Source organism: Vibrio sp. R-1 (genome assembly GCF_035615595.1).
Classification (GTDB): domain Bacteria; phylum Pseudomonadota; class Gammaproteobacteria; order Enterobacterales; family Vibrionaceae; genus Vibrio; species Vibrio cholerae.
Map to the genome: position 1 here is coordinate 1 of NZ_WPDC01000006.1, position 26,051 is coordinate 26,051.

25 protein-coding genes and 1 pseudogene are annotated in these 26,051 nt (G+C 50.2%); 15 read left to right on the top strand and 11 right to left on the bottom strand.

Translation table 11 applies throughout. The annotated features are described in order from the left end of the window. The 3 genes and pseudogenes from GOU96_RS02155 to rnd form a co-directional block, all read left to right on the top strand. Positions 1-353 (top strand): annotated as a pseudogene (locus GOU96_RS02155) (alpha/beta hydrolase); the annotation flags it as partial. A 124-nt stretch (positions 354-477) separates the two neighbouring features. Next, a complete protein-coding gene (fadD, locus tag GOU96_RS02160) occupies positions 478-2,178 on the top strand; it encodes a long-chain-fatty-acid--CoA ligase FadD (protein ID WP_000360594.1) in 1,701 nt (566 codons plus the stop codon). A gap of 109 nt (positions 2,179-2,287) precedes the next feature. Beyond that, positions 2,288-3,409, top strand: coding sequence for a ribonuclease D (gene rnd, locus GOU96_RS02165; RefSeq protein ID WP_171008786.1), 1,122 nt, complete (start codon positions 2,288-2,290; stop codon positions 3,407-3,409). 107 nt (positions 3,410-3,516) lie between these two features. On the opposite strand, the gene rrtA is transcribed toward rnd, so the two are convergent. Next, the gene (gene rrtA, locus GOU96_RS02170; protein ID WP_088128925.1) at positions 3,517-4,074 is read right to left on the bottom strand and encodes a rhombosortase; all 558 of its coding nucleotides are present in this window, start codon (positions 4,072-4,074) and stop codon (positions 3,517-3,519) included. Positions 4,075-4,077: 3 nt separating this feature from the next. Here rrtA and GOU96_RS02175 point away from each other — a divergent pair, with 3 nt between their 5' ends. Continuing rightward, positions 4,078-4,680, top strand: a complete 603-nt coding sequence (locus tag GOU96_RS02175; RefSeq protein WP_071180411.1) for a tRNA-uridine aminocarboxypropyltransferase — start codon at positions 4,078-4,080, stop codon at positions 4,678-4,680. On the opposite strand, the gene GOU96_RS02180 is transcribed toward GOU96_RS02175, so the two are convergent. The 3 genes from GOU96_RS02180 to GOU96_RS02190 all read right to left on the bottom strand — a co-directional run bounded on the left by GOU96_RS02180 (position 4,674) and on the right by GOU96_RS02190 (position 8,011). Beyond that, on the bottom strand, positions 4,674-5,999 hold the full coding sequence (locus GOU96_RS02180) for an anti-phage deoxyguanosine triphosphatase (protein WP_001198179.1): 1,326 nt from the start codon (positions 5,997-5,999) through the stop codon (positions 4,674-4,676). The two genes, GOU96_RS02175 and GOU96_RS02180, sit on opposite strands and share 7 nt — an antisense overlap. Positions 6,000-6,055: 56 nt before the next feature. Then, the gene (gene yfbR, locus GOU96_RS02185; RefSeq protein ID WP_001158197.1) at positions 6,056-6,640 is read right to left on the bottom strand and encodes a 5'-deoxynucleotidase; all 585 of its coding nucleotides are present in this window, start codon (positions 6,638-6,640) and stop codon (positions 6,056-6,058) included. Positions 6,641-6,796: 156 nt separating this feature from the next. Next, positions 6,797-8,011, bottom strand: coding sequence for a pyridoxal phosphate-dependent aminotransferase (locus GOU96_RS02190; protein WP_001179458.1), 1,215 nt, complete (start codon positions 8,009-8,011; stop codon positions 6,797-6,799). A 214-nt stretch (positions 8,012-8,225) separates the two neighbouring features. Between GOU96_RS02190 and GOU96_RS02195 the strand changes: the two genes are divergently transcribed. From GOU96_RS02195 to menE, 6 genes are all read left to right on the top strand, one after another. Continuing rightward, positions 8,226-9,533, top strand: a complete 1,308-nt coding sequence (locus GOU96_RS02195) for an isochorismate synthase (protein ID WP_175248021.1) — start codon at positions 8,226-8,228, stop codon at positions 9,531-9,533. Then, entirely contained in the window at positions 9,530-11,242 is a 1,713-nt protein-coding gene (gene menD / locus GOU96_RS02200) for a 2-succinyl-5-enolpyruvyl-6-hydroxy-3-cyclohexene-1-carboxylic-acid synthase (protein ID WP_175248022.1), read from the top strand. The genes GOU96_RS02195 and menD overlap by 4 nt, the downstream gene beginning before the upstream one ends. Then, positions 11,232-12,023: a 2-succinyl-6-hydroxy-2,4-cyclohexadiene-1-carboxylate synthase gene (menH, locus tag GOU96_RS02205; protein WP_053033496.1), complete on the top strand. Its 792-nt coding sequence runs from the start codon at positions 11,232-11,234 to the stop codon at positions 12,021-12,023. Before menD ends, menH begins: the two co-directional genes overlap by 11 nt. Positions 12,024-12,047: 24 nt before the next feature. After that, a complete protein-coding gene (menB, locus tag GOU96_RS02210; RefSeq protein WP_001918720.1) occupies positions 12,048-12,914 on the top strand; it encodes a 1,4-dihydroxy-2-naphthoyl-CoA synthase in 867 nt (288 codons plus the stop codon). A gap of 88 nt (positions 12,915-13,002) precedes the next feature. Continuing rightward, positions 13,003-14,001 (top strand): o-succinylbenzoate synthase, encoded by a 999-nt coding sequence (gene menC, locus GOU96_RS02215; RefSeq protein ID WP_042988208.1) that lies wholly within the window; start codon positions 13,003-13,005, stop codon positions 13,999-14,001. Then, on the top strand, positions 13,977-15,407 hold the full coding sequence (gene menE / locus GOU96_RS02220) for an o-succinylbenzoate--CoA ligase (protein ID WP_267781181.1): 1,431 nt from the start codon (positions 13,977-13,979) through the stop codon (positions 15,405-15,407). Before menC ends, menE begins: the two co-directional genes overlap by 25 nt. Positions 15,408-15,438: 31 nt before the next feature. Here menE and GOU96_RS02225 read toward each other — a convergent pair whose 3' ends face one another. The 3 genes from GOU96_RS02225 to GOU96_RS02235 are packed head-to-tail and all read right to left on the bottom strand — an operon-like array spanning position 15,439 to position 19,109. Then, positions 15,439-16,599 (bottom strand): benzoate/H(+) symporter BenE family transporter, encoded by a 1,161-nt coding sequence (locus GOU96_RS02225; RefSeq protein ID WP_033929781.1) that lies wholly within the window; start codon positions 16,597-16,599, stop codon positions 15,439-15,441. Positions 16,600-16,634: 35 nt separating this feature from the next. After that, positions 16,635-18,506, bottom strand: a complete 1,872-nt coding sequence (locus GOU96_RS02230) for an MFS transporter (RefSeq protein ID WP_162811726.1) — start codon at positions 18,504-18,506, stop codon at positions 16,635-16,637. Between the two features lie 12 nt (positions 18,507-18,518). Further along, positions 18,519-19,109 (bottom strand): TetR/AcrR family transcriptional regulator, encoded by a 591-nt coding sequence (locus tag GOU96_RS02235; RefSeq protein WP_042988205.1) that lies wholly within the window; start codon positions 19,107-19,109, stop codon positions 18,519-18,521. 193 nt (positions 19,110-19,302) lie between these two features. On the opposite strand from GOU96_RS02235, the gene GOU96_RS02240 reads away from it, so the two are divergent. Both GOU96_RS02240 and GOU96_RS02245 read left to right on the top strand, forming a co-directional pair. After that, the gene (locus GOU96_RS02240) at positions 19,303-20,178 is read left to right on the top strand and encodes a Tim44 domain-containing protein (protein ID WP_000825368.1); all 876 of its coding nucleotides are present in this window, start codon (positions 19,303-19,305) and stop codon (positions 20,176-20,178) included. 155 nt (positions 20,179-20,333) lie between these two features. Further along, a complete protein-coding gene (locus tag GOU96_RS02245; RefSeq protein WP_000046692.1) occupies positions 20,334-20,657 on the top strand; it encodes a DUF1244 domain-containing protein in 324 nt (107 codons plus the stop codon). 81 nt (positions 20,658-20,738) lie between these two features. Here the strand turns inward: GOU96_RS02245 and GOU96_RS02250 are convergent, their stop codons facing one another. The 4 genes from GOU96_RS02250 to minC all read right to left on the bottom strand — a co-directional run bounded on the left by GOU96_RS02250 (position 20,739) and on the right by minC (position 23,282). Further along, a complete protein-coding gene (locus GOU96_RS02250) occupies positions 20,739-21,227 on the bottom strand; it encodes a copper resistance protein NlpE (RefSeq protein WP_000748182.1) in 489 nt (162 codons plus the stop codon). A 291-nt stretch (positions 21,228-21,518) separates the two neighbouring features. Beyond that, complete coding sequence (minE, locus tag GOU96_RS02255) at positions 21,519-21,782, bottom strand: cell division topological specificity factor MinE (RefSeq protein ID WP_000054416.1); 264 nt, start codon at positions 21,780-21,782, stop codon at positions 21,519-21,521. A 4-nt stretch (positions 21,783-21,786) separates the two neighbouring features. Continuing rightward, on the bottom strand, positions 21,787-22,599 hold the full coding sequence (gene minD, locus GOU96_RS02260) for a septum site-determining protein MinD (protein WP_000086775.1): 813 nt from the start codon (positions 22,597-22,599) through the stop codon (positions 21,787-21,789). Positions 22,600-22,619: 20 nt separating this feature from the next. Beyond that, the gene (gene minC / locus GOU96_RS02265) at positions 22,620-23,282 is read right to left on the bottom strand and encodes a septum site-determining protein MinC (protein ID WP_042988204.1); all 663 of its coding nucleotides are present in this window, start codon (positions 23,280-23,282) and stop codon (positions 22,620-22,622) included. A gap of 199 nt (positions 23,283-23,481) precedes the next feature. On the opposite strand from minC, the gene GOU96_RS02270 reads away from it, so the two are divergent. From GOU96_RS02270 to GOU96_RS02280, 3 genes are all read left to right on the top strand, one after another. Further along, the gene (locus GOU96_RS02270; protein ID WP_000882651.1) at positions 23,482-23,760 is read left to right on the top strand and encodes a YcgL domain-containing protein; all 279 of its coding nucleotides are present in this window, start codon (positions 23,482-23,484) and stop codon (positions 23,758-23,760) included. A 24-nt stretch (positions 23,761-23,784) separates the two neighbouring features. Then, a complete protein-coding gene (locus GOU96_RS02275) occupies positions 23,785-24,756 on the top strand; it encodes a lytic murein transglycosylase (protein ID WP_000735487.1) in 972 nt (323 codons plus the stop codon). Between the two features lie 179 nt (positions 24,757-24,935). After that, positions 24,936-25,883 carry a LysR family transcriptional regulator gene (locus tag GOU96_RS02280; protein WP_267781400.1) on the top strand — a complete coding sequence of 316 codons (948 nt, stop codon included), beginning with the start codon at positions 24,936-24,938 and terminating at the stop codon, positions 25,881-25,883. Positions 25,884-26,051: the final 168 nt, after the last annotated feature.

Here is a 26,051-nt window from a genome sequence, read left to right on the forward strand (position 1 = left end):
CACTGCGTCACCGTGCTTTGGTCAATCAGTTACCGGCTGAATTGCTGCGTCCGTTGGTCGAACGTGGCACTTATCAGCATGACGAGCAGTGGTTCTGGCGGCATGATCTAAAGCTCAAGGCGGACTCTTTATATCGCATGACGCCGGAACACGCCGCGCAGGTGCGTGAATCAATCCGTTGTCCGCAGCAGGTGATTTTGGGCTCGCAGGGGTTTGCCACACTCAAGCAACAAGCACAAAACCCAGAGTTTGCGACCATCCCTATAGCAACGGTGACGGGCGGGCATCACTGCCATTTAGAGCAACCTCAAGCGGTCGCTGAATTGATTTTTGGCTTAGTTAACAAAATTTAAACAAGTGTTTGAGAGTTACGTGCTCAAGCATCTCGGCTGTGCTGTAATAGCGGTCAGTATTTGCATGACTACTGCATGATGACAACAACAAGAATAGCGCCAGCCAATAACGAGGAGTATTACCGTGGATAAACCTTGGCTTTCACGTTATCCGAAAGACGTACCGGAAACCATTAATCCTGATCAGTACCCATCACTGGTCGAAATGTTTGAACAATCGGTACATAAGTACGCGGATCAGCCAGCCTTCATGAACATGGGCGCGGTGATGACATTCCGTAAGCTGGAAGAGCGCAGCCGCGCCTTTGCGGCTTATTTACAAAACGATCTCAAGCTGAAAAAAGGTGACCGTGTCGCTCTGATGATGCCGAACTTGCTGCAATACCCTGTGGCGCTGTTTGGTGTTCTGCGTGCTGGCATGATCGCAGTGAACGTCAACCCACTTTACACTCCGCGAGAGCTGGAGCATCAATTGAATGATGCGGATGCGCGCGCGATTGTGATCGTCTCAAACTTTGCTAACACCTTAGAGCAGATCGTTGCCAATACACAGGTCAAGCATGTGGTGCTGACCAGTCTTGGACAGATGCTGCCCCGCGCCAAAGGCACAATTGTCGATTTCGTGGTGAAATACGTCAAAGGCATGGTACCTAAGTACGATCTGCCGGGCGCGATTTCGATGCGTAAAGCGCTGCACAAAGGCCGCCGTCTGCAATATGTGAAGCCGTTTATGTCCGGTGAAGACATTGCCTTCCTGCAATACACTGGCGGCACAACCGGTGTGGCGAAAGGCGCCATTCTGACGCACCGCAACATGGTTGCGAACGTGCTGCAAGCCAAAGGCGCTTACGGCCCTGTGCTGCAAGAGGGTCGCGAGTTGGTGGTCACCGCACTGCCGCTGTACCACGTGTTTGCCTTAACCGTAAACTGCTTGCTGTTTATTGAAATGGGTGGCCGCAACTTATTGATCACTAACCCGCGTGATATTCCGGGCTTTGTGAAAGAGCTGCAAAAGTACCCATTTACAGCCATTACCGGTGTAAACACCCTGTTTAATGCGCTGGTGAATAACGAAGATTTCCACGAGCTCGACTTCAAAAATATGAAGTTAGCGGTTGGTGGCGGTATGGCAGTACAACGCGCTGTTGCTGAGCGTTGGAAAAAGACTACCGGTGTCCATTTGCTCGAAGGCTATGGTTTGACCGAGTGTTCGCCACTGGTTACCGGCAACCCATACGATTTGACGGATTACACGGGTGCGATTGGTTTACCAGTACCGTCAACCGAAGTGCGGATTGTGGATGATGCGGGTAATGTGGTGCCTAACGATCAAGTTGGTGAACTGCAAGTGCGTGGCCCACAAGTCATGCAAGGTTACTGGCAGCGCCCTGAAGCGACCAAAGAAGTGCTCAATGCTGAGGGATGGCTTTCAACCGGCGATATCGTAAAATTCGATGACCAAGGTTTGATCCACATTGTTGATCGCAAGAAAGACATGATTCTGGTTTCAGGCTTTAACGTTTATCCGAATGAAATCGAAGATGTGGTGGCGCTGCACGGCAAAGTGCTAGAAGTCGCAGCGATTGGTCAGGCTAACGATGTTTCTGGCGAATTGGTGAAGATTTATGTGGTGAAGCGCGACCCAAGCCTGACCAAAGACGAAGTGATTGCTCACTGTCGTAAGCATTTGACTGGCTACAAAGTGCCAAAACTGGTTGAATTTCGTGACGACCTGCCAAAAACCAACGTGGGCAAAATCCTGCGTCGTGTGCTGCGTGAAGAAAATGACGCACAGTTGGCAGCAAAGGCGAAGCAAAGCGCATAAGCTGTACCCAGCTGCGAGTGTTTTTTAATGTTAGAATGCCGGCCTTAGCTGCCGGCATTTTCTTTCAAAAGAAGTCTCTCTTCTTTTGAGCAACAACTGCGAGTTATCTGTGAATTATCAAATTATTAGCCAACTAGGCGATCTACAACGAGTCTGTCTTGCTGCCCGTGATGCGGATGTGGTGATGCTGGATACCGAATTTGTCCGCACCCGCACCTTCTTTCCGCAACTGGGGTTGATCCAGATGTTTGATGGGGAAAACCTATCGCTGATTGATCCCACCGTGCTGGATGAAATGACGCCGTTTGTCGAGTTATTGCAAGACACTTCGGTATTGAAAGTGTTGCACGCCTGTGGCGAAGATTTGGAAGTGTTCCAGAATGCGTTTGGCTGCACGCCTTTCCCTATGGTGGATACTCAGATTATGGCCGCGTTTTTGGGCTACGGTTTATCCACTGGGTTTGCGGCGTTAGTGCAAGACCAACTGCAAGTTGAGCTAGACAAAAGCGAATCGCGCACCGATTGGTTAGCGCGCCCTTTAAGCGATAAGCAACTGGAATACGCCGCAGCCGATGTGTTCTATCTGCTACCGATGTACGAAAAACTGGTCGAGCGAGTGACCCAAGCCGGCTGGTGGGACGCGGCATTGCAAGAAAGTGAACTGCAAGTGGCCAAGCGGACCAAAGTCAGCAACCCAGAGCTCGCTTATTTAGACATCAAAGGGGCTTGGCAGCTTAAGCCTAAAGAACTGGCGATCCTCAAACCCTTAGCAACATGGCGTTACCATGAAGCGGTAAACCGAGATTTGGCGCTCAACTTCGTGATTAAAGAAACGGACTTACTGACCATTTCGCGTTTGGCGCTACGCAGTCCGAAGCGCATGGAAGAAGAGGGGGTTGATCCGCATGCAATCCGCCGTCACAGCAGCAAAATTATCGCTATGGTGAAGGCGGCGCTGGAAACTCCAGCCGATGCTTACCCGCCAGAAATCGTACCGATCATGGAATACCCAGGTTACAAGCAGTTGTTCAAACGTTTGAAAGATGAAGTAAAGAGCGTTTCGAACACCAGTGGCCTCGCGACCGAGTTTCTGGCCTCGAAAAAACAGCTTAACCAACTGCTGAGTTGGGTATGGAAGCGCGACCGCGACCCAGCCCGCTTGCCTGATTTAATGCAAGGGTGGCGTTTACCATTACTTGGCGAGAAGCTCAATACGCTCGTCGCGAAATAATCCCCTTCCTACTTGGCGCAGCGTTTTGGTGAAGTTTATTCGCTTCCCTACCGCGCCAAGTGGTTTTGAATATGAATAGCTAAACGATGTAGGTGTGAATTGAAGTCCTAGTCTTTTTTTCGCACTCTCTTTCGCCAGCTAAACAGCATGACGCTGAGTAATAAGCCACTGACTAAACCGGCTAAATGGGCTTCCGTCGCTACTCGTGCGCCAATCAGCTCTGCGGTGCTGGCGGATGCGCCAAACCACTGCTCCCATCCCACTTTTCCGATAACTCCAAGCACTAACAGCCAACTGCTGCGTCGTCCATTCAGCGCTTCATTCAGCGCGTAGTAAGCAAAGAGGCCATGCAAGGTGCCAGAGAGCCCAACATAAGACTGCATGTCGGAGGCGAGAATTATCACTCCCACCGCAAGACTAGTCAGTAGCAGAGGGATCAGTAACTGACGTGCTGTGGGTTTAAACACAAAGCTGATGATCCATAATGCGGCAAGGTTCATTGCCCAGTGGGCAAAGTTGGTGTGGGCGAAGTTTCCTGTTAGGATGCGCCACCATTGACCTTGTTCTATGGCGCTGAAGTGCCACAGAGTCAGCTCATGCAGTGGTGGCCACTGCAGACTTAAACTCAACAGGCTTATTGCCAATAACAGCAGGTAAAGATTCACGTCATGTCCCGTTATTGTTCCGAGTGTGGTAAAGCGCGTAAAGCGTGCTTGTGTCCGTCCATTGTCGCGCTGGAAAGTGCGGTTGAGCTTATCATTCTTCAGCACCCAACGGAACAAAAGCGCCCACTTGGTACCGCGCGCATTCTCAGCTTGTCATTGGCTAATTGTCGGCTATTGGTGGGCGAAGATTTTCGTGAGCATGACGAGTTAAACCAACTGCTGGCAGAGCCGGATGTGGACCACTATGTGCTTTACCCGAATGAACACGCGCAAGAATGCACCGAGATAAGCCTTGTGACAGCGCGCAAAAAGCGGGTGATTTTGCTCGATGGGACGTGGAAAAAAGCCTACAAGATGTGGCAAATCAACACTCAACTGCATGAGTTACCGAGTCTGCGTTTGCCGGACGAGTGTGTTGGGCATTACCGAATTCGTAAAGCGCCGGATGATACCGCGCTTTCGACTGTGGAGGCGGGTTATCATCTGCTCCAGCAGTGGCAACCTATGCGTGACTTCTCGCCACTGCTCAAGGTGTTTGATGCCATGATTCAATATCAGATCGATCAGATGCCAGAAGGCGTTTTCGAGCGAAATTACCGTCAGTAATGACTCTGCGCTGAGAAAAGCTGCTGATGCAGTCGCTGCGCGTACGCATCCGTCATCGCGGCAATGTAATCGCAGATCACGCGCATGCCTTCCTCTTGCTCTTGGGCTTTGCGCCACTTTTCACCGGTGGCTTGTGGCAGTAGTCGCTCAGGGTCAGCGCTCAATGCTTCAAACAAATCCATGATCAGTTGCTGGCCTTTGTATTCAAAGCGCTGTACCTGCGGAATTTGAATCACGTATTGGCTCACAAAGTGTTTGAGCACTTCAAGCGCATTGCCCATGTGCGGCTCGATATAAGCATTGAACGCCAACAGTTCATTATGAAATGGCGCTTCAACTGGCTTCACGCTGATACTGGTTAAAAGGGCATTCACAATGCCGCCAATCGCATCTTTGCGCACATAGTGTTTGCCAGAAAACAGCATCTCACTGAGCTCGGCAATATGTTCTTCAAACCAAGGATCGCCGCACTCGGCAAGCTGCGCCGCTGCGGCTTCTTGCCACTGCGCGCGGGTTACCATACCCAGCACAATCGCATCTTCCAAATCATGTACGCCGTAAGCGATGTCATCCGCCAGTTCCATGATCGAGCAATCGAGCGATTTAAAGCGAGTTTTACGGTGCTCTTTGGGGGAGCTTGGTTCTGCGCGCATTTGTCCCAACAATTCACGATCACTTTCACACAGCGGCTCCAGCACCCAGTCCAAGCTCGCGAGATCACAATCGTAGATGCCTTTTGCAGGCGACCAATCTTTAGCTTTCAGTTGGCGTTGGTGGGCGACCGCTGGCGGTGGTGTTGCAGCGCGCGTGGCACTCAGCAGCGCAGGGTATTTCAAAAGCCCGAGTAGCGTGCGGCGCGACAGGTTCATGCCGTGATGCTCAGTGTAAGGCTCTAAGCTGGTGACGATCCGAAAAGTCTGCGCATTGCCTTCAAAGCCACCGTGATCGCGCATCATATAATTGAGCGCAATTTCACCGCCATGCCCGTAAGGAGGGTGGCCGATATCGTGCGCAAGGCAGAGCGAATCAATCAAGCTGTCAGAGGGTAATAGCTCACGAAACTCCGGTTGTTTGAGTTTAATTTGCGCGACGATGCCGGTACCGATTTGCGCTGCTTCCAGTGAATGGGTGAGGCGAGTGCGATGAAAGTCATTCAAGCTCGTTCCGTGGACTTGGGTTTTGGCTTGCAAGCGCCGAAAAGCCGCCGAATGGAGGATACGCGCGCGATCGCGCTGAAATGGGCTGCGATGATCGTTGCGGCGAATTTTGTGCTCATCGTTGTTACGAGCTAACCACTCAGGGTTTAGGGATACTTGCATCGCGTTACTCCTTGCACAGTTTTGTTTTAACTTACAATGTCTTAAGTTATAGCGACTTAGCTGATTTCGTCCAGTGTTAATTCAAAACTCGGGGCAAAGGTTTGTAGGAAATAGTCCATCTCTTCGCTGTGCCGTTCACGTAACGTCACATCAAGGCGCTTTTTCGCTTGAGCGTATTCGTGGTTACCTGCGCTGAGCTCTTCCAAACATTTCAAATACGCGCAAATCGCATCGGCTTGCTTAACGATGGCGCTTTCATCGGGATCGGCCGTATTGGAGATAAGAAACGGGCGAAAATCGTCGCGCAGTTCTTCTGGGAGCATATCCAATAAACGCCGCTCGGCCGCCGCTTCGATTTTTTTGTACTCTTTAGCGATCTCGGGATTGAAATATTTGATGGGCGTTGGCAAATCACCGGTCAGCACTTCACTGGTATCGTGATACATGGCGAGCAGCGCAATGCGCTCAGGGTTGAGCGTTCCACCAAATTTTTTGTTTTTGATCACCGCCAGTGCATGAGCGACAAAGGCGACTTGCAGGCTGTGCTCAGAAATATTTTCACTGGAGATGGAACGCATTAATGGCCAGCGCTGAATCAGTTTCATGCGCGCGAGGTGGGCGAAAAAATGGCTCTCTTGCATAGCACACTCACTTCCTTGCTGATGGATTGGCTTTTCAGCGGCCGATGGATGACGCTGAAAAGAAGATAAAAAAACAGGCTCTCTTCAGTGTATCGAAAGAGAGCCTGTTTCGCCTACCTACAATCGCAAGTCATTTTGCGACTTGCTGCCAGTGAATTATTGGCTGTAAGTGGTAATAAAGCGTTCAAAGCGACTGATGGCGATTTCCAGATCTTCCACATGTGGCAGAGTCACAATGCGGAAGTGATCCGGTTTTGGCCAGTTAAAACCACTGCCTTGTACTAGCAGCACTTTTTCTTGCACTAGGAAATCAAGCACCATTTTCTGGTCATCTTTGATCGGATACATTTTGGTATCAATTTTCGGGAACAGGTACATCGCGCCTTTTGGCTTCACGCAAGAAATCCCCGGGATCTGGTTAATCAGCTCCCATGCGCGATCACGCTGCTCCAGTAGTCGGCCGCCCGGCAAAATCAGCTCATTGATACTTTGATAGCCGCCGAGTGCCGTTTGAATGGCGTGTTGCATTGGCACGTTGGCACACAAGCGCATCGAGGCAAGCATATCAAGCCCAGCAATGTAGCCTTGTGCTTGCTGTTTGGGGCCAGTCAGGAACATCCAGCCACCACGGAAACCACAAACACGGTAAGCTTTGGATAAGCCGTTGAAGGTGACGACTAATACATCATCCGCTAAGGTGGCGATTGAGGTATGCACCGCGCCGTCGTACAGCACTTTGTCGTAAATCTCATCGGCGAAAATCATCAGCTTGTGCTTGCGAGCAATCTCGATGATTTCCAGCAAGAAATCACGACTGTACACCGCACCCGTTGGGTTATTGGGGTTGATCAGCACAATGCCACGGGTTTTTGGGGTGATTTTGCTGCGAATATCGTCGAGATCGGGATACCAATCGGCTTCTTCATCACAGATGTAGTGCACGGCTTTGCCGCCAGAAAGTGCTACCGCGGCTGTCCACAGTGGGTAATCAGGGGCAGGTACCAGCATTTCATCGCCATTGTTGAGCAGGGCTTGCATCGCCATCACGATAAGCTCTGATGCACCGTTGCCGATGTACACATCTTCGACGTCCAGACTGCGGATACCTTTTTTCTGGTAGTACTGCACCACCGCTTTACGAGCGGAATAAATGCCTTTCGAGTCACAGTAACCTTGTGAAGTAGGTAGGTTACGGATCACATCGACTAGGATCTCGTCTGGGGCGTCGAAACCAAACGGGGCAGGGTTACCGATGTTAAGCTTCAGTATTTTATGCCCTTCTTCTTCCATGCGTTTAGCATGTTTAAGTACTGGTCCTCGAATGTCATAGCAGACATTATCGAGTTTTGACGACATCCCGATATTTTGCATTGTAATATTCCTGAAAATAATCTGTTTTCTTGATCAAACTACACTAACTTGCCATTTTTTAGAATAAAAATCTAAGACAACCTGGTTTTAAAATCAGAAGACATGTTGCCTCGATCACTTGCCGAAGTAAAAGATACCCCATAACCTTGATTTCATAAGGCTCTCTCAATAGAGTAGCCGCAGTTTACCGAATCTCTCCCCGTACGAGGTCGCTTTGTTGCATTTTTATCAGGCCGTTGCTCAATTGATGGAGCACATCCGTGGCGCGAAGGATCATGATGTTCGTTTTACTCAGCCGTTGGCCGATAAGCCACCCTTTGCGCTGATTGACTGGCTTGATGCCCAACCAATTTTCCCCAAATTTTACTGGCAATCGCGTGATACTCGTGAAGAAGTGGTCGCGCTCGGTCAGGTGTACACGTTTACCGATCCTGCTCCGGCGTATGCGATTTTAGGCGATGAGCAGCGAGTATGGGGGGGACGCTCCTTTGATGGGCATACCGCCAAAAATCCGCGTTGCATGTCTTCCTTCTTCTTTCTACCACAGATTGAACTGATTCGACGGGATGAACAGTGGTTACTCGCGGTCAATATCAACAATGAGCCGCAGCGCACGCTGACCGCACTGCAAAAACTGCTGGTGGAAGTGCCCACTTTGCATTCGATGACAGCGCACGTCACTCGTGTCGAACACACGCCAACGGCGGCTAAATGGCATGATTTGGTGGGAAAAGTGCTGGCGGGGATCACCGAACAACAGTTCAAAAAAGTGGTGTTAGCGCGTAAAACTACCCTGACGTTGGATGCATCGCTCAGTGCGGCGCAGCTGCTCAAAGCCAGCCATGCCCAAAATCACCACAGCTTTCACTTTCTTTTGGCTCTCGATTCTCGCCACAGCTTTATGGGGTCAACCCCAGAGCGGCTCTACCTACGCCATGGGCAGAATCTGGAAACCGAAGCTTTAGCGGGCACGATTGGCCGGGGAGCTAATGCGACGCAAGATATGGAACTGGCTCACTGGCTGACGCATGACAGTAAAAACCTCAATGAAAATCAGTTGGTGGTAGAGGACATTATCGAAAGCCTCGCGCCACACGCCGAGCAGATCCATACCCAGCGAGAAGCGCAACTGGTGCGATTGCGCAAAGTGCAGCATCTGAAAAAACGCATTGATGCGCAGCTTAAATCTGGGGTCAATGGCGTGCAGTTACTGGGCGCATTACAACCTACCGCGGCGGTTGCGGGGTTACCTCGTCAAGCGGCACTGGCCTTCATCGCGGAAAATGAGCCTTTTGCACGCGGCTGGTACGCAGGCTCCATGGGTTATTTTAGCCATGCGCAAGCCGAGTTTTGTGTGGCGATCCGCAGTGCTTTAGTGGTGGATAAACAAGTTCAGCTCTATGCAGGCGCTGGCATTGTGCCGGGCTCGATTGCTGAGCATGAATGGCAGGAGCTGGATAAAAAGCTCTCTACCTTATTGAGCTTGATAACCGACCGCTTACCGCTGGGAGTGGCATCATGAACCGCGATCAAGCTTTATTGAACCGCCTTTGGTCGCGAGTGTTACTCGAAGAGTTAAGCCGTTTGGGAGTGACACAAGTGTGTGTGGCTCCGGGCTCTCGTTCAACCCCGTTGACGCTTGAGGCTAATGCGAATACGGCTTTCACGTTACATACTCACTATGACGAGCGCGGCTTAGGGTTTATGGCGCTTGGTTTAGCGAAAGCTAGCCAACAGCCTGTCGCGGTGATTGTAACCTCGGGCACTGCAGTGGCGAACTTATTACCAGCCATTGCTGAATCCAAACTCACCGGTGAACGTTTAGTGGTACTCACGGCGGATCGTCCGCTTGAGCTAGTGGGGTGTGGTGCCAATCAAGCCATTGTGCAATCGGGGATTTTTTCATCTCATGTCACGGCATCGCTGGAGCTGCCTAGTCCTGCCATCCATCATCCACTTTCTTGGCTACTCACGTCGATTGATGAAGTGATGGCGCGTCAAGCCCTAATCGGTGGAAGCGTACACATCAATTGCCCATTTCCTGAGCCCTTGTATTCGGCTGGGGATGAGGCAATTTATCAACCCTATTTACAACCAATTCAGCGTTGGCGTGAGCAAGCTCGGCCGTATACCCAAGTTCACCAAGGATTAGTGCAGAGTGTGCCTGCAGCAATCGATGGCTTGCTGACTAAAGGGGTGGTGATAGTTGGCTCGCTGAGCTTGCAAGAGGCTCAAGCGGCAAAGCGTTTTGCCAAAGCGATGGGCTGGCCGCTACTGTGCGATCCGCAATCGGGCATCAGTAGCCAATGGGCACATTTTGATCTCTGGCTGCAGCATCCCAAAGCACGTGAACAGCTCAATCAAGCTCAATGTGTGGTTCAATTTGGTTCGCGGATTGTCTCCAAACGTCTGTTGCAGTGGTTAGAAGCGTGGTGCGCCGCGGGTCTTGGCGAGTATCATTACATTGCGCCGCACAGCGCACGCAATAACCCTTGGCACGCCATGCAGCAGCAGTGGGTGTGTGAGATTACCCTCTGGGTAGACGCTGTGCTCAGCAAACGCTTAGCGGGTCAACATACCCAGCAAGGTTGGGCCGATGAGTTAACCCATTATGCGCAGTCGGTTCGCCAACTGGCGCAACTGCATTTCTCCTCTTCTTCCCTGAGTGAAGTCGCACTGGCGTTAGATTTGACTGAGCGCGCTACGCAAGCGGATCTGTTTTTGGGCAACAGCCTGATTGTGCGTTTGGTGGATATGTTCAGCGCGCTTGATGGGCGTGAAGTGTTCTCCAATCGGGGCGCATCTGGCATTGATGGCTTAGTCGCCACAGCGTCAGGGGTGCAACGTGCGCGGCAAAAGCCATTACTGATGCTGCTGGGAGATACCTCACTACTGTACGATCTCAACTCGCTCGTGTTGATGCGCAATCCTGCGCAGCCGACCGTGATAGTAGTGACCAATAACGACGGCGGAGCGATTTTCGATCTCCTGCCTGTGCCGAGTGAGCAGCGCGAAGCACTCTATCAAATGCCGCATGGAATGGACTTTGCCCATGCCGCCTCACAATTTGGTTTAGCGTATTGCGCGGCGCAAACCTTAGAGCACTACCAAACCTTGGTGGAAGAGCATTTTGCACACGGTGCAGGTACTTTGCTTATCGAGGTGACAACCCCGCCGCAGCAAGCTTCCATGCACATCAAACAAATGACATCGCAACTCCATGCTCTCTAACCAACTGCACTTTGCCAAGCCTACTGCGCGAACACCCTTGGTGGTGTTGGTGCACGGTTTGCTTGGCAGTGGTGCGGATTGGCAACGGGTTCTCTCTCATTTAGCGCGCACTCAGTGCGCAGTATTGACGCTGGATCTTCCCGGCCACGGTGCAAATCCAGAACGGCATTGTGATAATTTTGCCGAAGCGGTCGAAATGATCGAGCAAACCGTACAAGCCCATGTTACTCCTGAGGTGCCAGTCATTTTGGTTGGCTATTCGCTCGGCGGGCGATTAATCATGAATGGGTTAGCGCAGGGGGCTTTTTCGCGTCTTAATCTGCGAGGGACGATCATCGAAGGTGGTCACTTCGGGCTGCAAGAGAATGAGGAAAAAGCAGCGCGTTGGCAACATGATCAGCAGTGGGCGCAGCGCTTTAGTCAGCAACCGATTGAGCATGTGTTGAGCGATTGGTATCAACAAGCGGTATTTAGTTCACTAAATCATGAGCAAAGACAAACTTTGATTGCGCAACGTAGTGCTAATCTTGGTTCATCAGTAGCACATATGTTACTGGCAACAAGTCTGGCTAAGCAGCCCTATTTATTGCCAGCGCTGCAGGCTCTTAAGCTCCCCATCCATTACGTGTGTGGTGAGCAAGACAGTAAATTTCAGCAACTCGCTGAGAGTAGCGGGTTAAGTTACAGTCAGGTTGCGCAGGCGGGACACAATGTCCACCACGAACAGCCGCAAGCGTTTGCCAAGATTGTACAAGCGATGATCCACTCAATAATCGATTGAGTGATAACTACAATGGGAACCACCATGGCTAAAACTACAGGCATTTCTGAGCAAGAACTCTACGCACCAGTGATTTGGCAAGACTGCACCGGTGACTATCAAGATATCCACTACCACAAATCCGACGATGGGATTGCCAAAATCACCATCGCCAGACCACAAGTACGCAATGCGTTTCGTCCATTGACCGTCAAAGAGATGATCCATGCACTGGCGGATGCGCGTTATGACGACAAAGTGGGTGTGATTATCCTGACCGGTTTAGGTGAAGATGCCTTCTGCTCCGGTGGCGATCAGAAAATTCGTGGTGACTACGGCGGTTACCGCGATGATTCCGGCACTCACCACCTCAACGTGCTCGATTTCCAACGTCAGATCCGGACTTGTCCAAAGCCGGTGATTGCGGCTGTGGCTGGCTGGGCGGTAGGCGGCGGTCATGTGCTGCATATGATGTGTGACCTGACCATCGCAGCAGAAAATGCACAATTTGGTCAAACGGGCCCGAAAGTCGGCTCATTCGATGGCGGCTGGGGTGCTTCTTACATGGCGCGTATTGTCGGCCAGAAGAAAGCGCGTGAAATCTGGTTCCTGTGCCGTTTCTACAATGCCCAAGAAGCCTTAGATATGGGGCTGGTGAACACGGTTGTGCCAGTGGAAGAGCTGGAAAGAGAAACCGTGCGCTGGTGTCGTGAAGTGCTGCAACACAGCCCGATGGCGATTCGCTGCCTAAAAGCCGCACTCAATGCGGACTGTGACGGCCAAGCGGGTCTGCAAGAGCTGGCTGGCAACGCGACCATGCTGTTCTACATGACTGAAGAAGGGCAAGAAGGCCGTAACGCGTTTAATGAAAAACGCCGTCCGGACTTCAACAAGTTCCCACGTAACCCATAATGCTTTTCAGAGCGGCGTCCTGCCGCTCTTTCTCTTTGAACATAAACGTCGGTTTATGTGAATGGATTGGATATAGGAAGAGATCCACATGCGTCATGCAACCCTCTATCGCTACCAACTGCCGATGGATAGCGGTGTCATCCTTCGCAATGAGAAACTGACTCAGCGTGAAGGCTTTATTGTCGAACTGACCGAAAACGGCCGTACTGCACGCGGCGAGATTGCACCGCTGCCTGGCTTTAGCCGTGAAACGCTGGAAGACGTCGGCTTACAAGCGCAAGCGCTGCTTGAGCAGTGGGTTAAAGGTCACGCTATTGAGTGGGATGCACAGCATCCTTCGGTCGCTTTTGGTCTTTCGATGGCGCACTACGAGCTAGAACAAGCGCTGCCCGCACAAGGCAACTACTATGTTGCGCCGCTGTGTACGGGCGATCCTGATGAGCTGCTGCCGGTGTTGAACAACTTACCGGGGCAGAAAGTCGCTAAAGTCAAAGTGGGGTTGTATGAGCCGATTCGGGATGGCATGCTGGTCAACCTGTTTTTGGAATCCATGCCGGATTTGACCCTGCGTTTGGATGCCAACCGCGCGTGGACTCCAGCCAAAGCGCTCAAGTTCGCTCAATACGTTGCGCCGTCTTTGCGTAGCCGAATTGCGTTTTTGGAAGAGCCGTGCCAGTCGCCAAGCGAAAGCATCGCATTTTCGATTGATACCGGGATTGCGATTGCGTGGGACGAAACCTTACAAGAAGCGGTTCGCGATGCGGATTTTGCTTTAGAGAATCTGTTAGGTGTCAAAACCATTGTCATCAAACCGACCTTGATTGGCTCGGTGTATCGTGTGGAGGCTTTGATTGAGAAAGCCAAAGCACTTGGGCTACAAGCGGTGATCAGCTCTAGCTTAGAGTCGAGCTTGGGCTTGAACCAGTTAGCGCGTTTGGCGCATAAACTGCTGCCTAATGAAGTACCGGGACTGGATACGATGGGATTATTCCGAGCTCAGCTCGAAACACCGTGGCCAAATAGCTTACTGCCTGTGGTTACTTTGCAAGAGCAGCAAATCGTATGGCGCTCGGAATCTGCTCTGTGAGCCTTTGGCAGCCTTGGCTTGAGCGTGACCCCAAGCAGGTTGCGCTGAGTCATGCTGGGCAAACCCTGACTTGGCAAGCATTAGATAGCCAAGTGGCGCACTACGCTAAAGCGCTGCGTGAGCAAGGGGTTCGGTCGGGGGAAGTGGTGACGCTGGTGGGAAAAAATCACCTGCCCACTGTGCTGTGGTTTTTGGCTTGCACTCAAGTGGGCGCGCGGTGCGCCTTTGTCGCACCACAACCTTTGGCGCGTTTGCAGGAAAAGCTCGCCACACTCTATGCCGAGCAAAGCCCGAAGCACCTTTGGCTAGCGCCATCTTGCGCATTGAGTGAAGAAGAGATTGAGGCGCTTAATGCCCATCGTCTGAGTTTGCCCGATGAGCGGGATGACTCCGTTGGTGGTGAGAAAGTCTCTAGCCAGTTTTCTTGTGAACAACTGGCGACATTAATTTTCACTTCAGGTTCGACGGGGACACCTAAAGCGGTGGCACACACTCATCAGCAACATTTGGTTTCGGCGCGCGGTTTACTGAACAAGTTTGTTTTTACCGAATCAGACAGTTGGTTGCTGAGTTTGCCGCTGTATCATATCTCTGGTGTGGCTATTCTCTATCGCTGGCTTGCTGTCGGAGCCACACTCAAGATCGGCACTGGCGATCTGCAAAACGATATTGCTGGCGTCACTCATGCTTCATTGGTGCCTACTCAGCTTAAACGTCTGTTGGACGGTCGCTCTCGATTGACACTCAAACGTGTTTTGCTCGGCGGCAGCCATATCCCTGTTGAACTCGCTCAAATGGCGGCAACGCGCGGTATTGATACTTGGCTGGGCTATGGCATGACCGAAGCCGCCTCCACCGTGACGGCAAAGCGGGTCGATGGACTTGCAGGTAATGGTGAGCTTTTGGATCATCGTGAGCTGCGCCTTGTTGATGGGCGGATTTTCATTGCTGGGAAGACGTTGGCACAAGGCTATTATCGGCAAGGGCAGCTAGTGCCGCTCACTAATGAGCAGGGTTGGTTTGACAGCAAAGATCTCGGTCGCTGGCAGGGCAATAATCTGTTGATTGATGGCCGAGCGGATAATCTTTTTATCTCTGGCGGTGAAAATGTTCACTGTGAAGAAATAGAAGCGGTGTTAAACCAGCACCCTTATGTGCAAGTGGCGATCGTAATACCCGTTCAAGATAGTGAGTTTGGTGCGCGACCCGTCGCCGTGATTCGTAGTGAGGCCGAGTGGTGTCAAGCCATCGGTGATACTTGGTGCCAAGGTAAACTCGAAAAATTCAAATGGCCTATCATGTACTTTTTACTCCCCGATGCTTTGCTGGATGGGGGAATTAAAGTCTCTCGCTCGGCGGTGAAAGCGTGGTTGGCCGCCAACCAAACGCAGTTCACTCCGCTATAAGATTCAGTTACTTATCCGCTGCTGGTTGAGTTTATGGTCGCGGGCGAGTCGTCAATCGTAAGTACGCCAATCCGATCACAAGGCCAATCAGCGTCGCGCTCATTCCAAACAAGGTGGCACCAGAAAGCGTGATCACAAAAGTGAGTAGCGCAGGCTCGCGGTACTCATCGATTTTAAACGCGCTCTGCAAACACATCATCAATGTACCGAGCAGCGCTAAACCAGCGAGCATGGCTGAAATAGGTTTGGGTAGCGCGAGGAAGAGATTGACGACAAGGGCCGCAAAAATCCCTGCCAATAAATAAAATCCTCCAGCCCAAAGTACCGCACGGTAGCGTTGTGTTTTGTCTTGATCGACATCCTCACTCATACAGATGGCGGCAGAAATGGCGGCTAAGTTGACGCTAAAGCCGCCAAAAGGCGCGCTCATCAGGGTCGCCAATCCCGTGCCCACCAAAATCGGTTTGATTGGTGCGTCATACTGATAGCTTTTGAGCATCGCAATCCCCGGTAAATTTTGTGAAAGCATAGTGATGAGGTAGAGCGGCAGGGCAAGGTTAAGCATGGCGAGCCAATCAAACGCCGGCATTACCCAGATTGGCGTGGCGATCCGCAGCGCCAGATCCGCATGCTGAAAGCTTCCCAAGGCGAGAGAACTGCCAAGACTGACCAGCAAGAGCACCAACATGGTGTATCGAGGAACAAAGTGCTTAGCCAGTAAGTAGCTAGTAAATAAAAGCGCAAAGAGTGCGGGAGTATCGGTCAGTGGGGTGAAGGCTTTGGCACAAAAGGGCAGCAAAATAGCACCAAGCATAGCCGTACCTAGAGGAACTGGGATTTTACTCAGTGCTCGTGTCAAAGGCGCGAGCATGCCCGTCAAAGTAAACAGTGTGCCAGAGAACATAAACGCGCCAATCACCACGGGTAATGAATATTGTCCCGCCGATGCCGCCAGCATGACTGCCGCAGGTGTTGACCACGCCGTGACAATTGGCGTTTTGTAAAACCAAGAGTAGAGGATTGACGTTAGCCCCATCACCACGCCTAGAGTCAGCAACCAACTTTCGATTTGAGCTGGATTGGCACCTGAGGCTGTGGCGGCTTGGATCACGATCACCACCGAACTGGTGTATCCCACCAAAACCGTGGTAAATCCCGCAGAGAGGTGACTAAGATTGAAGAATCCTTTCATTAAGTGTTCCCTTTGCTCATCGCTACCGAACTAGATTAACGCCAATCGCCACGCAATTGTGCCACTTTTTCGTGCATCACCGTCGCATTGGCTTGCTCCGGGGCAACTGGCATTCCCGCTTCAATCTCTAACTGTGAGCGAAAACGGCGTGGCACACCTTGGCAAGCTCGACCTTTGTAACGGCTGAAATAACTGCCCCATAACCCTTTGAGTGCCAGAGGAACCACTGGAACAGGGCTGCGGTGTAGGATTAAATCTAAGCCACGCATAAATGGATTCATTTCACCATCGGCGGTAAGTCGACCTTCTGGGAAAATGCACACCAAATTCCCTTCGTTGAGTGAGTGTTCAATATCCGCAAATGCGCGGCGAAGAGAGGCTCGGTTGTTGGCAGAAATCGGGATCACCCCAGCGCGTTTCAAGAAACGTTTCAGCAGTGGCAGGTTGGCGTACTCTTCTTCCATCACAAAGTGAATTAAGCGCGGACAAACCGCACTGAGCAATAGGGCATCCATATAACTGACATGGTTACACACCAGCAGTGCGCCACCTTGTTCTGGAATATGGTGCAGGTTTTTATGGCGCACTCGGTATAGGGTATGAGTGAGGATCCACACCAGAAAGCGAACGGCAAAAATCGGCACTTGTAGGAAAATATACAAAGCTACCAAGACGTTAAGCACGGCCAGTAGTGCAAATAACTGCGGAATACTCATCTCCAATACACTGAGGCACACAATGCCAAGTGCGGCACTGCCGACCATAAACAGCGAATTGTAGATATTGAGAGCCGCGATCACTTGCGCACGTTCAGTGACTTTAGCGCGTTGCTGCAACATGGCGTAAAGCGGAACGATGAATACGCCACCAAACACGCCAATCAATAATAAATAAGCAAACAGTGGCCATAGCGCGGAGTAAGTAACAAAATCCGCAAAAGTGCTGAAAACGGGGAGATCGGTGGGAATGCTGGTCGCCATCAGATACCCGAAGAGGCTGATCCCCACACTGCCCAAGGGCACAATGCCGACCTCAATCCGGTGTCCGGAAAGCTTGTCACACGCCAGTGAGCCGACGGCAATGCCGACGGAAAACAGCGCCAGTAAGAAAGAGACCGCGGCTTCATTACCGTTGAGGTGCAGTTTAGTGAAGTTAGGAAACTGAGTAAGGTACACCGCGCCGAGAAACCAGAACCAACTGATCGCCATAATGGACTGGAAAATGGCGCGATCACGTTTGGCGATGCGTAGCGTCTGCTTGGTTTGCGTAATTGGCTGCCAACGAAATTCGAGATGCGGAGCACTCGCAGGCGCGAGCGGGATTGCGCGGCTAGAGAGATAACCAAGCACGGCGAAAATCACTACCGCAGCCGCGGCGAAGTAGTGCGCGTTATCAGCGGAAGCAATCAGTCCAGCCCCTAAGGTGCCTAATAAGATCGCCAGAAAAGTACCGGTTTCTACTAAGGCATTACCGGGAACGAGCTCTTCCGATTTCAGTTGTTGTGGTAGCAATGCGTATTTCACTGGACCAAAAAAGGCCGATTGTGTACCCATCAAAAACAATAAAAACAGTGAGATTCCGTAGCTTTGAGTGATAAAACCTATCGCACCACACAGCATGATGGCGATTTCAAGCAATTTAACCCAACGAATATACCGAGACTTTTCTAGCTTATCCGCTAAGACTCCCGCGGTCGCAGAGAAGAGGAAAAAAGGCAGAATAAACAGCCCAGCAGCGAGATTGATGAATAAGTTGCTTGAGATAGGTAACGCTTGAGGACCTGCAAACGCAACAAAGAGTAACAAGACATTTTTAAAAATGTTGTCGTTAAAGGCACCAAGAAACTGAGTGATGAAATAGGGTAAAAAGCGGCGCTCAGTTAAGAGAGCCGTAGTCGGGTTTGCCATCTTGTTCATCCATTACCAGTTAGCCAGATAGTGATTCAGCAGATTATTAATCAAAGCATTACCATCAATCGGTTCATTGGCAAAAAATTTATCATCGACACTCAAGATAGTGATGCCATGCACGCCAGACCACAATACGCGGCTCGCCTGCAACACTTCTTGCTCTGAACGCAAAGGCGCAATTACTTTCAGCAGATCTTCTAACATGCTGGTCATGTTATTAATGCGTTGAGCTTGCCACTCGGGCAGCTTCTCCCCATTCATGTTGTGCTCAAAAATTAACTGCCAGCGATAGGGATTTTTTTTCGCAAAATCATGGTAGCAATAAGCCAGTTGATAGAGTGCATCTTTCGGATAAGCGGTGGATTTTACCGCTTGTTGGGCTTCTTGCGCCAATTCGTCAAGGGTTTGCGCCACTACATGCAATAGCAACAAATTGTAATTGCCAAACACGTTGACTAAGGTGCTGGGCACGTAGCCAATCATAGTGGCGACTTTACGCAAGCTCAGTTCATGATAGGAGTGAGTATCGAGGAACTGTTTGACTCTATCTAAGGTGAGAGCCACCAGCTCTTCTCGGGTATGATCGTTTCGTCTAGCCATGATCTGGATTCAATAATGAACAACGTTCGATAGTCTAAACATCCCCTATAGGAGCGTCAACGAATCGATTTGCAATATTCTGATACATGTCGATAAATGCAAAACGTTTCCATTGCGAGATGAACTGGCTATAGTGACTTTGAGAAGATAGATCGGCTGCAAAGCCCCATAACATCGAACCCTAAGGAAGTGTATGAAACGTTTGTTTTCGCTTATCGCGTTAATCATGGTTTCGGTTGCGGTAACTCCGATTGCTGAGGCCAAAAAATTCGGAGGTGGTAAGTCGTTTGGTAATAACAGTTACAAAACGGCTCCGGCACCTAAACAGCAACAACAAAAAAATGACACAGTGAAAAATGATGCGGCGAATCCAGCCAGCTCGGCGAAGAAAGGCTTAATGGGCGGTTTGCTCGGCGGTCTACTGGCAGGTGGTCTGCTTGCTGCCTTCTTTGGCGGTGCATTTGAAGGTATCCAATTTATGGATATCCTGATCATGGGTCTGATTGCGTTTGTGATCTTCAAGCTGATGCGTGCTTTTCTGGCATCGAAGCAAGGCAGCATAAACCAGTCTCAGCAGCAACCGGCCTACAGCGGCATGAACCGCACGCCGTTTGAGCAACCTAACGTACACAACTTTGAACAGCCACAATCTATGGGTGGTGGTTTTGGTAGTGCCGCTCAGAGCGATGTACCCCACAATTACCCAGCCGGTTTTGACCGCGTGGCGTTTGTGAATGGTGCACGTGAACACTATCGCATCTTGCAAGGGGCGTGGAACCATAACCAACTCGAAACGATTCGTGAGTATGTCTCTCCAAGCCTGTTTGAAGATCTTAAAGCCGAGCGTGCGAATTACGAAGGCGATCAACATACGGACGTCATGTACGTGGATGCAGAGATTGTTCGTGCAGATTACGATGCAAACCGCGCTCAGCTCAGCTTGCAGTTCAGCGGTCGTTATCGTGACGCTGTCGAAGGTATTGAAGAAAACATCGAGGACGTATGGCACTTAGAACGTGACCTGACAGTCCCCAATGCTCCTTGGTTGATTGTTGGTATCCAAGGTTAAAAAACAGACCAACGCCCAATTTAGTCATGATATTCAACACCCAGCGAAAGCTGGGTGTTTTTTTATCACGAAAATCCGAAGCCTGCTTCAACTGCAATCTGCCTATGTTTGGGTATATACTGGTCGCCTTCAATATGGCACAAAAGGAAAGTGACGTGGCGCAATTCAAACATCAACAACTCAGCCAAGCCGAGCAAGATAAACTCGATGCCGCAGTGTTTCGTCAACTGCTACAACATCTTGATCAACATAAAGAAGTTCAGAATATCGACCTGATGATTTTGGCGGATTTTTGCCGCAACTGCTTGTGTAAATGGTACGCTGCTGAAGCGGAAAAACAGGGGTTGGATTTGAATATTGATGATGCGCGTGAGCGCGTTTACGGTATGACTTACGATGAGTGGAAGGCAAACCACCAGCCGCCTGCGACGCCAGAGCAACTCGCCGCCTTTGAAGCGAAAACGAAAAGCAAAGCTTAAATGTAGGCAATAAAAAACGCGCCCAATGGATGGCGCGTTTTTCGTAAACCGTATTTTTGTAAAGCGTATAAGCGACTCGGTTTATTGCTTGCTTAGCACGTAAAACTCAGCCAGCTCACCTTCGATAACCTTACCTTCCATATCCAGATGGGACAGCGTGTTTTCACCCACCATGAATTGTCTGCCAGTTTGGTCGCCTGTTTGCAGTGTTACGATATTACCAGCTTCATTCCAAACGAAAGTACCTTGAGAGGCAAAAGGTTCACCTTCTTTATCGAGGTATTTTTCTGTTAGCGCGTAGGTGCCATCCGCGTTCAGCGTCAGCTCTGTTTCAATGCCACCGCAATCAGCACAAGGCAGAGTGCCTTGATAGATGCCAGCCCAATCTAGGCTGTTTTGAGCATTGTGCGCTGCATCAACGCTTGCTGTTGATGGTTGAGCCGCAGATTGCTCAGCAGGTGCTGCCGCAACATCAACGACTTTTTCTACTTCCACTTTTGCGTCTTGTTGGTTGTCGCAACCGACAAGAATGAGAGTCAGCGCGCTCAGGGCAAAAATACTTTTTTTCATCATAGATCCTTGGTTAAGAAAGGTTGACCATCACAAACACGACTAATATGAACTCATGCCGTTAAGTCCTAGTCAAACGCGCGTCATTTTAGCGACAAGTTGTGTGTGATCTAGCTCAATAAAAGCGATATTTCCCAACAGATAATAAATAGTCATTTGCTTGTGGAGAAGGATACCCCTTTCCTACTTGCCGCCTACAGACGACAACGCCAAATCGTTTGGAGAGAGCCTGTTGAGCAGAGACCAGAGGGAGATAATAAAAGACCCTCATTGATGAGGGTCTTGAAGCGGTTATTTTTCGTCATCCGGCAGTTTGACGTTGAGCTCAAGCACCGAGATATCATCGCCTTTATGCTCAAAAGAGAGTTCGACCATGGATGGGTCAATCGCGACGTATTTGGCAATCACTTTCAGAATGTCTTCTTTGAGTTGTGGCAAATAGCTGGGTGCAGGATCGTTTTGGCTACGACGCTCAGCCACAATGATCTGCAGACGCTCTTTGGCAACGCTCGCGGAAGTCTTCTTCTGTGGGCGGAAAAATTCCAGCAATGACATAGCGTTAACCTCCGAATAAGCGTTTGAAAATACCTTTCTTCGCTTCAGTCAGGAAACGAAACTCAACTTGTTCACCAAGTAGACGTGCCACCGTATCTTGATAAGCTTGGCCTGCATCGGATTGATCGTCAAAAATTACTGGAACCCCTTTGTTCGAGGCGTTCAATACGGCTTGGCTTTCTGGAATCACACCGAGCAGCGGCACATGTAGGATTTCTTCGACGTCTTGCACACTGAGCATTTCACCTTGAGTGACGCGTGCAGGGTTGTAGCGAGTGAGCAGCAGATGCTGTTTGATCGGCGCTTGGCCTTGTTCTGCCCGCATCGATTTAGAATCGAGAATGCCTAGAATACGGTCAGAGTCGCGCACTGACGATACTTCAGGGTTGGTGGTGACAATCGCTTCGTCGGCGTAGTACAACGCCATCAGCGCGCCTTGCTCAATCCCTGCTGGTGAGTCACAAATGATGAAGTCAAAACCCATCTCTTTGAGATCATTGAGCACGCGCTGTACACCATCTTTGGTTAGCGCATCTTTATCACGAGTTTGAGAGGCAGGCAGGATGAACAGGTTTTCGTTGCGTTTGTCTTTAATCAAGGCTTGGTTGAGCGTTGCTTCACCGTTGATGACATTGACAAAATCGTACACCACGCGGCGCTCACAGCCCATGATTAAATCGAGATTACGCAGACCGATATCAAAATCGATCACAGCGGTTTTTTTGCCTCGCAGCGCGAGACCTGAAGCAATTGCAGCACTGGAGGTGGTTTTGCCAACCCCGCCTTTTCCTGACGTGACGACAATAATGCGCGACATGTTATTTTTTCCTTTCAATCTTAAATCGTGAGCGTTTCGAGATAGAGCGATTCGTCAGTCATACTGAGCATCACCCTCTGTTGCCAGAACTGACTTTCAATTTGATCACTTAACCAATAGCGGCCAGCGATGGAAATCAATTCCGCTTGCAAATCATGACAAATAATTCGTGCTTCTCGTTGACCACTCGCTCCTGCAATCGCACGGCCACGTAACGTGCCATAAATATGGATTGAACCATCGGCGATCACTTCAGCCCCCGCACTGACGTGACTTAAGATCACCAGATCGCCGTCTTTGGCATAAATCTGTTGACCCGAACGTACTGGGGTACGAATCACTTTGGTCGGAGCCATTTGCGCTGGGGCTTGGGCTGGGGAGTTTGTGGCGGTCATTACTGCAAAACCGGCTTCGACGGCAAGGTTTTGGCTACGTTTGTCTTTACATCCTGTGACACCGACGGGGATTAAACCCGCTTGGCTGATCCCTTGTTTTAACGCAGGATAATCAAGATCACCCTCGACTTTCGCCACATTCAGCACCACGGGGGCATTGGCAAAAAAGGCCGGTGCTTGCGCGATCTTTTCTTGAAGAAATTGAACAGTATGCGCAATTTGGTTGTCAGAAAGGTGTAATACCGACAAAGTAAAACTACTACCTTTCAGGTCAGGGTTTTTCGACATGGTAACGTTGACCTCAATAAACTCTAAGCCTTACGGAGAGAGCATTGGCTGAGAACAGGGCTGTCATGTTATATTCAGCGCCAAAGCACAGCAAGTTCTCTTGCGGTGAAATAAGTGATTTGGCATCAATTTTGATCAAAGTTAACTGAATTAAGACAAAATGCCCTAAGTGGTCAATAATCGAAATAAAAGGCTTGTCATGCTTTGCTCTATTTACAAAAGTCCTAAAAAAGAAGGCACTTATCTCTATATTCCGAAACGGGACGATTTTTCACAGGTCCCTGACACCTTAAAACAGATGTTTGGTAAACCTATTTTTGTCATGCTGGTCAATCTTGAGCAGCGTCAGTTGGCGCAAGTGAATGTGGAGAAGGTGAAACAATCCATGCAGGAACAAGGTTTCTTTTTGCAGTTACCGCCGCCACCAGAAAATTTGCTGGAACAACATAAGGAGCGCAAAGCGCGCCAAACTCCCTGATGAAGATGGCTCAAGGAGGGCATCTTGAAAAAATTATTATCGATAGTACTGGGCTTAGCGTTATCGGCACCCGTACTCGCCAATGAAGTCAGTTTTGAACAATATGTCGAAAGGCTAAAGCAGCAAGCGCGTGAAGAAGGTATTTCCGAACGCATCCTCAACGAAGCGTTTCGTGATGTGGAATACAAGCCTCGTTCCGTCGTCGCGGATAAAAATCAGCCAGAGAAAAAGTTGACGCTGGATGAATACATTCCGCGCGCTGTACCGGAGTGGAAAGTAAAGCAAGCGCAATCTCTGTATGAAAAACACTACACTGAGCTGCAACGTATTGGTAAGCAGTATGGTGTACAACCGAGATTTATTGTTGCCTTGTGGGGGGTTGAAAGTAATTTTGGTGCGTTCACGGGTAACTTTCGGGTGATTGATGCGTTATCGACGCTGGCCTATGAAGGCCGCCGCGAAGAGTTTTTCCGCAAAGAAACCATGGCCGCCTTGCAGATCCTCGAACAAGGTCACATTGCCCCTGAAGCCATGAAAGGCTCTTGGGCGGGCGCGATGGGACAGTGTCAATTTATGCCAAGCTCGTTTTTGAATTTTGCCGCTGATGGCAACGGCGATGGCAAAAAAGACATTTGGGGAACACGTTCAGACGTATTTGCTTCTACGGCGAATTATCTCAGCCAATCAGGCTGGGATGATAAGTACACTTGGGGACGCCAAGTGAAAATCCCCAAAGGGTTTGACCATGCTCTAGAAGGACGTCAGCCTGAAAAAGGCAAAACGTTACAAGAGTGGAGTAAGCTTGGGGTCACTCGTTATGATGGTAAACCGCTGCCAGCGCTTTCTGATGATATTAAAGCGTGGCTCATCATGCCTGATGATGAAGCCGGGCGCATTTATCTTGTGTATAACAACTACAATGTATTGATGAAGTGGAACCGCTCTCATTACTTTGCGTTGGCGGTCAGCCATCTGGCGGATCGGATTGCGTTCTAACCTGTTGGATTGGCGCAACGGATTGACATAACGGATTGGCAATTAGCGAACAGAGGGCTCTCATTGAGCCCTCTGTTTTTTCTGTTTGTGAGCAACGGTTTTTTGATAGGCATTTCGGTAATCGGGATGTGTTGATGGAGAAGGCTGTGATGGGGAGAGTTTGCTGATGGGGATGCGATTTGTTTGCTGAACGCGCGAGCCAAATGGCTTTATTTGCGGTGTTAATTCAACATCAAAGTTTCACCGCCGCCGCGCATGCGCTAGGCGTGTCGGTTTCTCATGTCAGTAAACAGCTCGCCGCGTTGGAAGCCTCGCTGGGGGTAAAGTTAGTGCAGCGCACCACGCGCAGTTTCACTCTGACCGATGCGGGAAATCTCTTCTACTCTCAGTGCCGTGAACTTTTAACGATTGTGACCAATGCACAAAGTGAAATGGAAGATCAGCGTAATGAAGTGGCAGGGCTGATTAGGCTTGGTTTATCGCAATCTTTTGGCACCTTGCATGTGTTGCCTGCTCTGGAGCAGCTTCGCCAACAATATCCTGAGTTGAACGTCGAAGTGCATCTGTTTGATCATAAAGTCGATATGCTCAAGGAAGGGTTGGATTTGTGGATCACCAGTAACGAGCAGCTACCAGAGGGTTATGTGGCGCAGCGCATTGCCGATTGCCGTTTTGTGGTGGCCGCATCGCCAGACTACCTGCTGCGTTATGGATCACCCACAGAACCTATGGCCTTAATGGAGCATAACTGCTTGATTTATCGAAGCTGGGAGCGCGATTACACCCGTTGGTCATTCAGCCGAGATGGACACAATCAAACCATTAAAGTGGCTGGTAACTACTCGGTCGATCTGGCGGAGGCGGTACGCGATGCTGCCGTGGCAGGATGGGGAATCGCTTATTTAGCGACCTATTTGCTGCGAGATGAATTTCGCACAGGGCAGCTTATTCAGCTGCTGCCGGAGTGGTCCGCCAATCAACAGATGCCGTTTTATGCGGTGTATCCCAGTCGTCAACATATGCCGAAAAAAACATCGGCGGTGATTGAATTCATCAAACAGCGGCTCGGTACGCCTTGTTACTGGGATACTCGTTTACAACCTTATGTTCGTTTTGCAGCAGAATAGCTCCTGCCGACTTAACGCCGTAGCGGTGTGGATCATGTTTGCTCTCTCTAATAACGCCGCCTTTCGATACTCGGTGAGATAGGCTCACTGGCTTGCTAGTGCAACACGAGATCGCTGGGGTATATTCCATGAGGATTGTTGCTGTTTTTAAAAAGATATTTTCCCAAT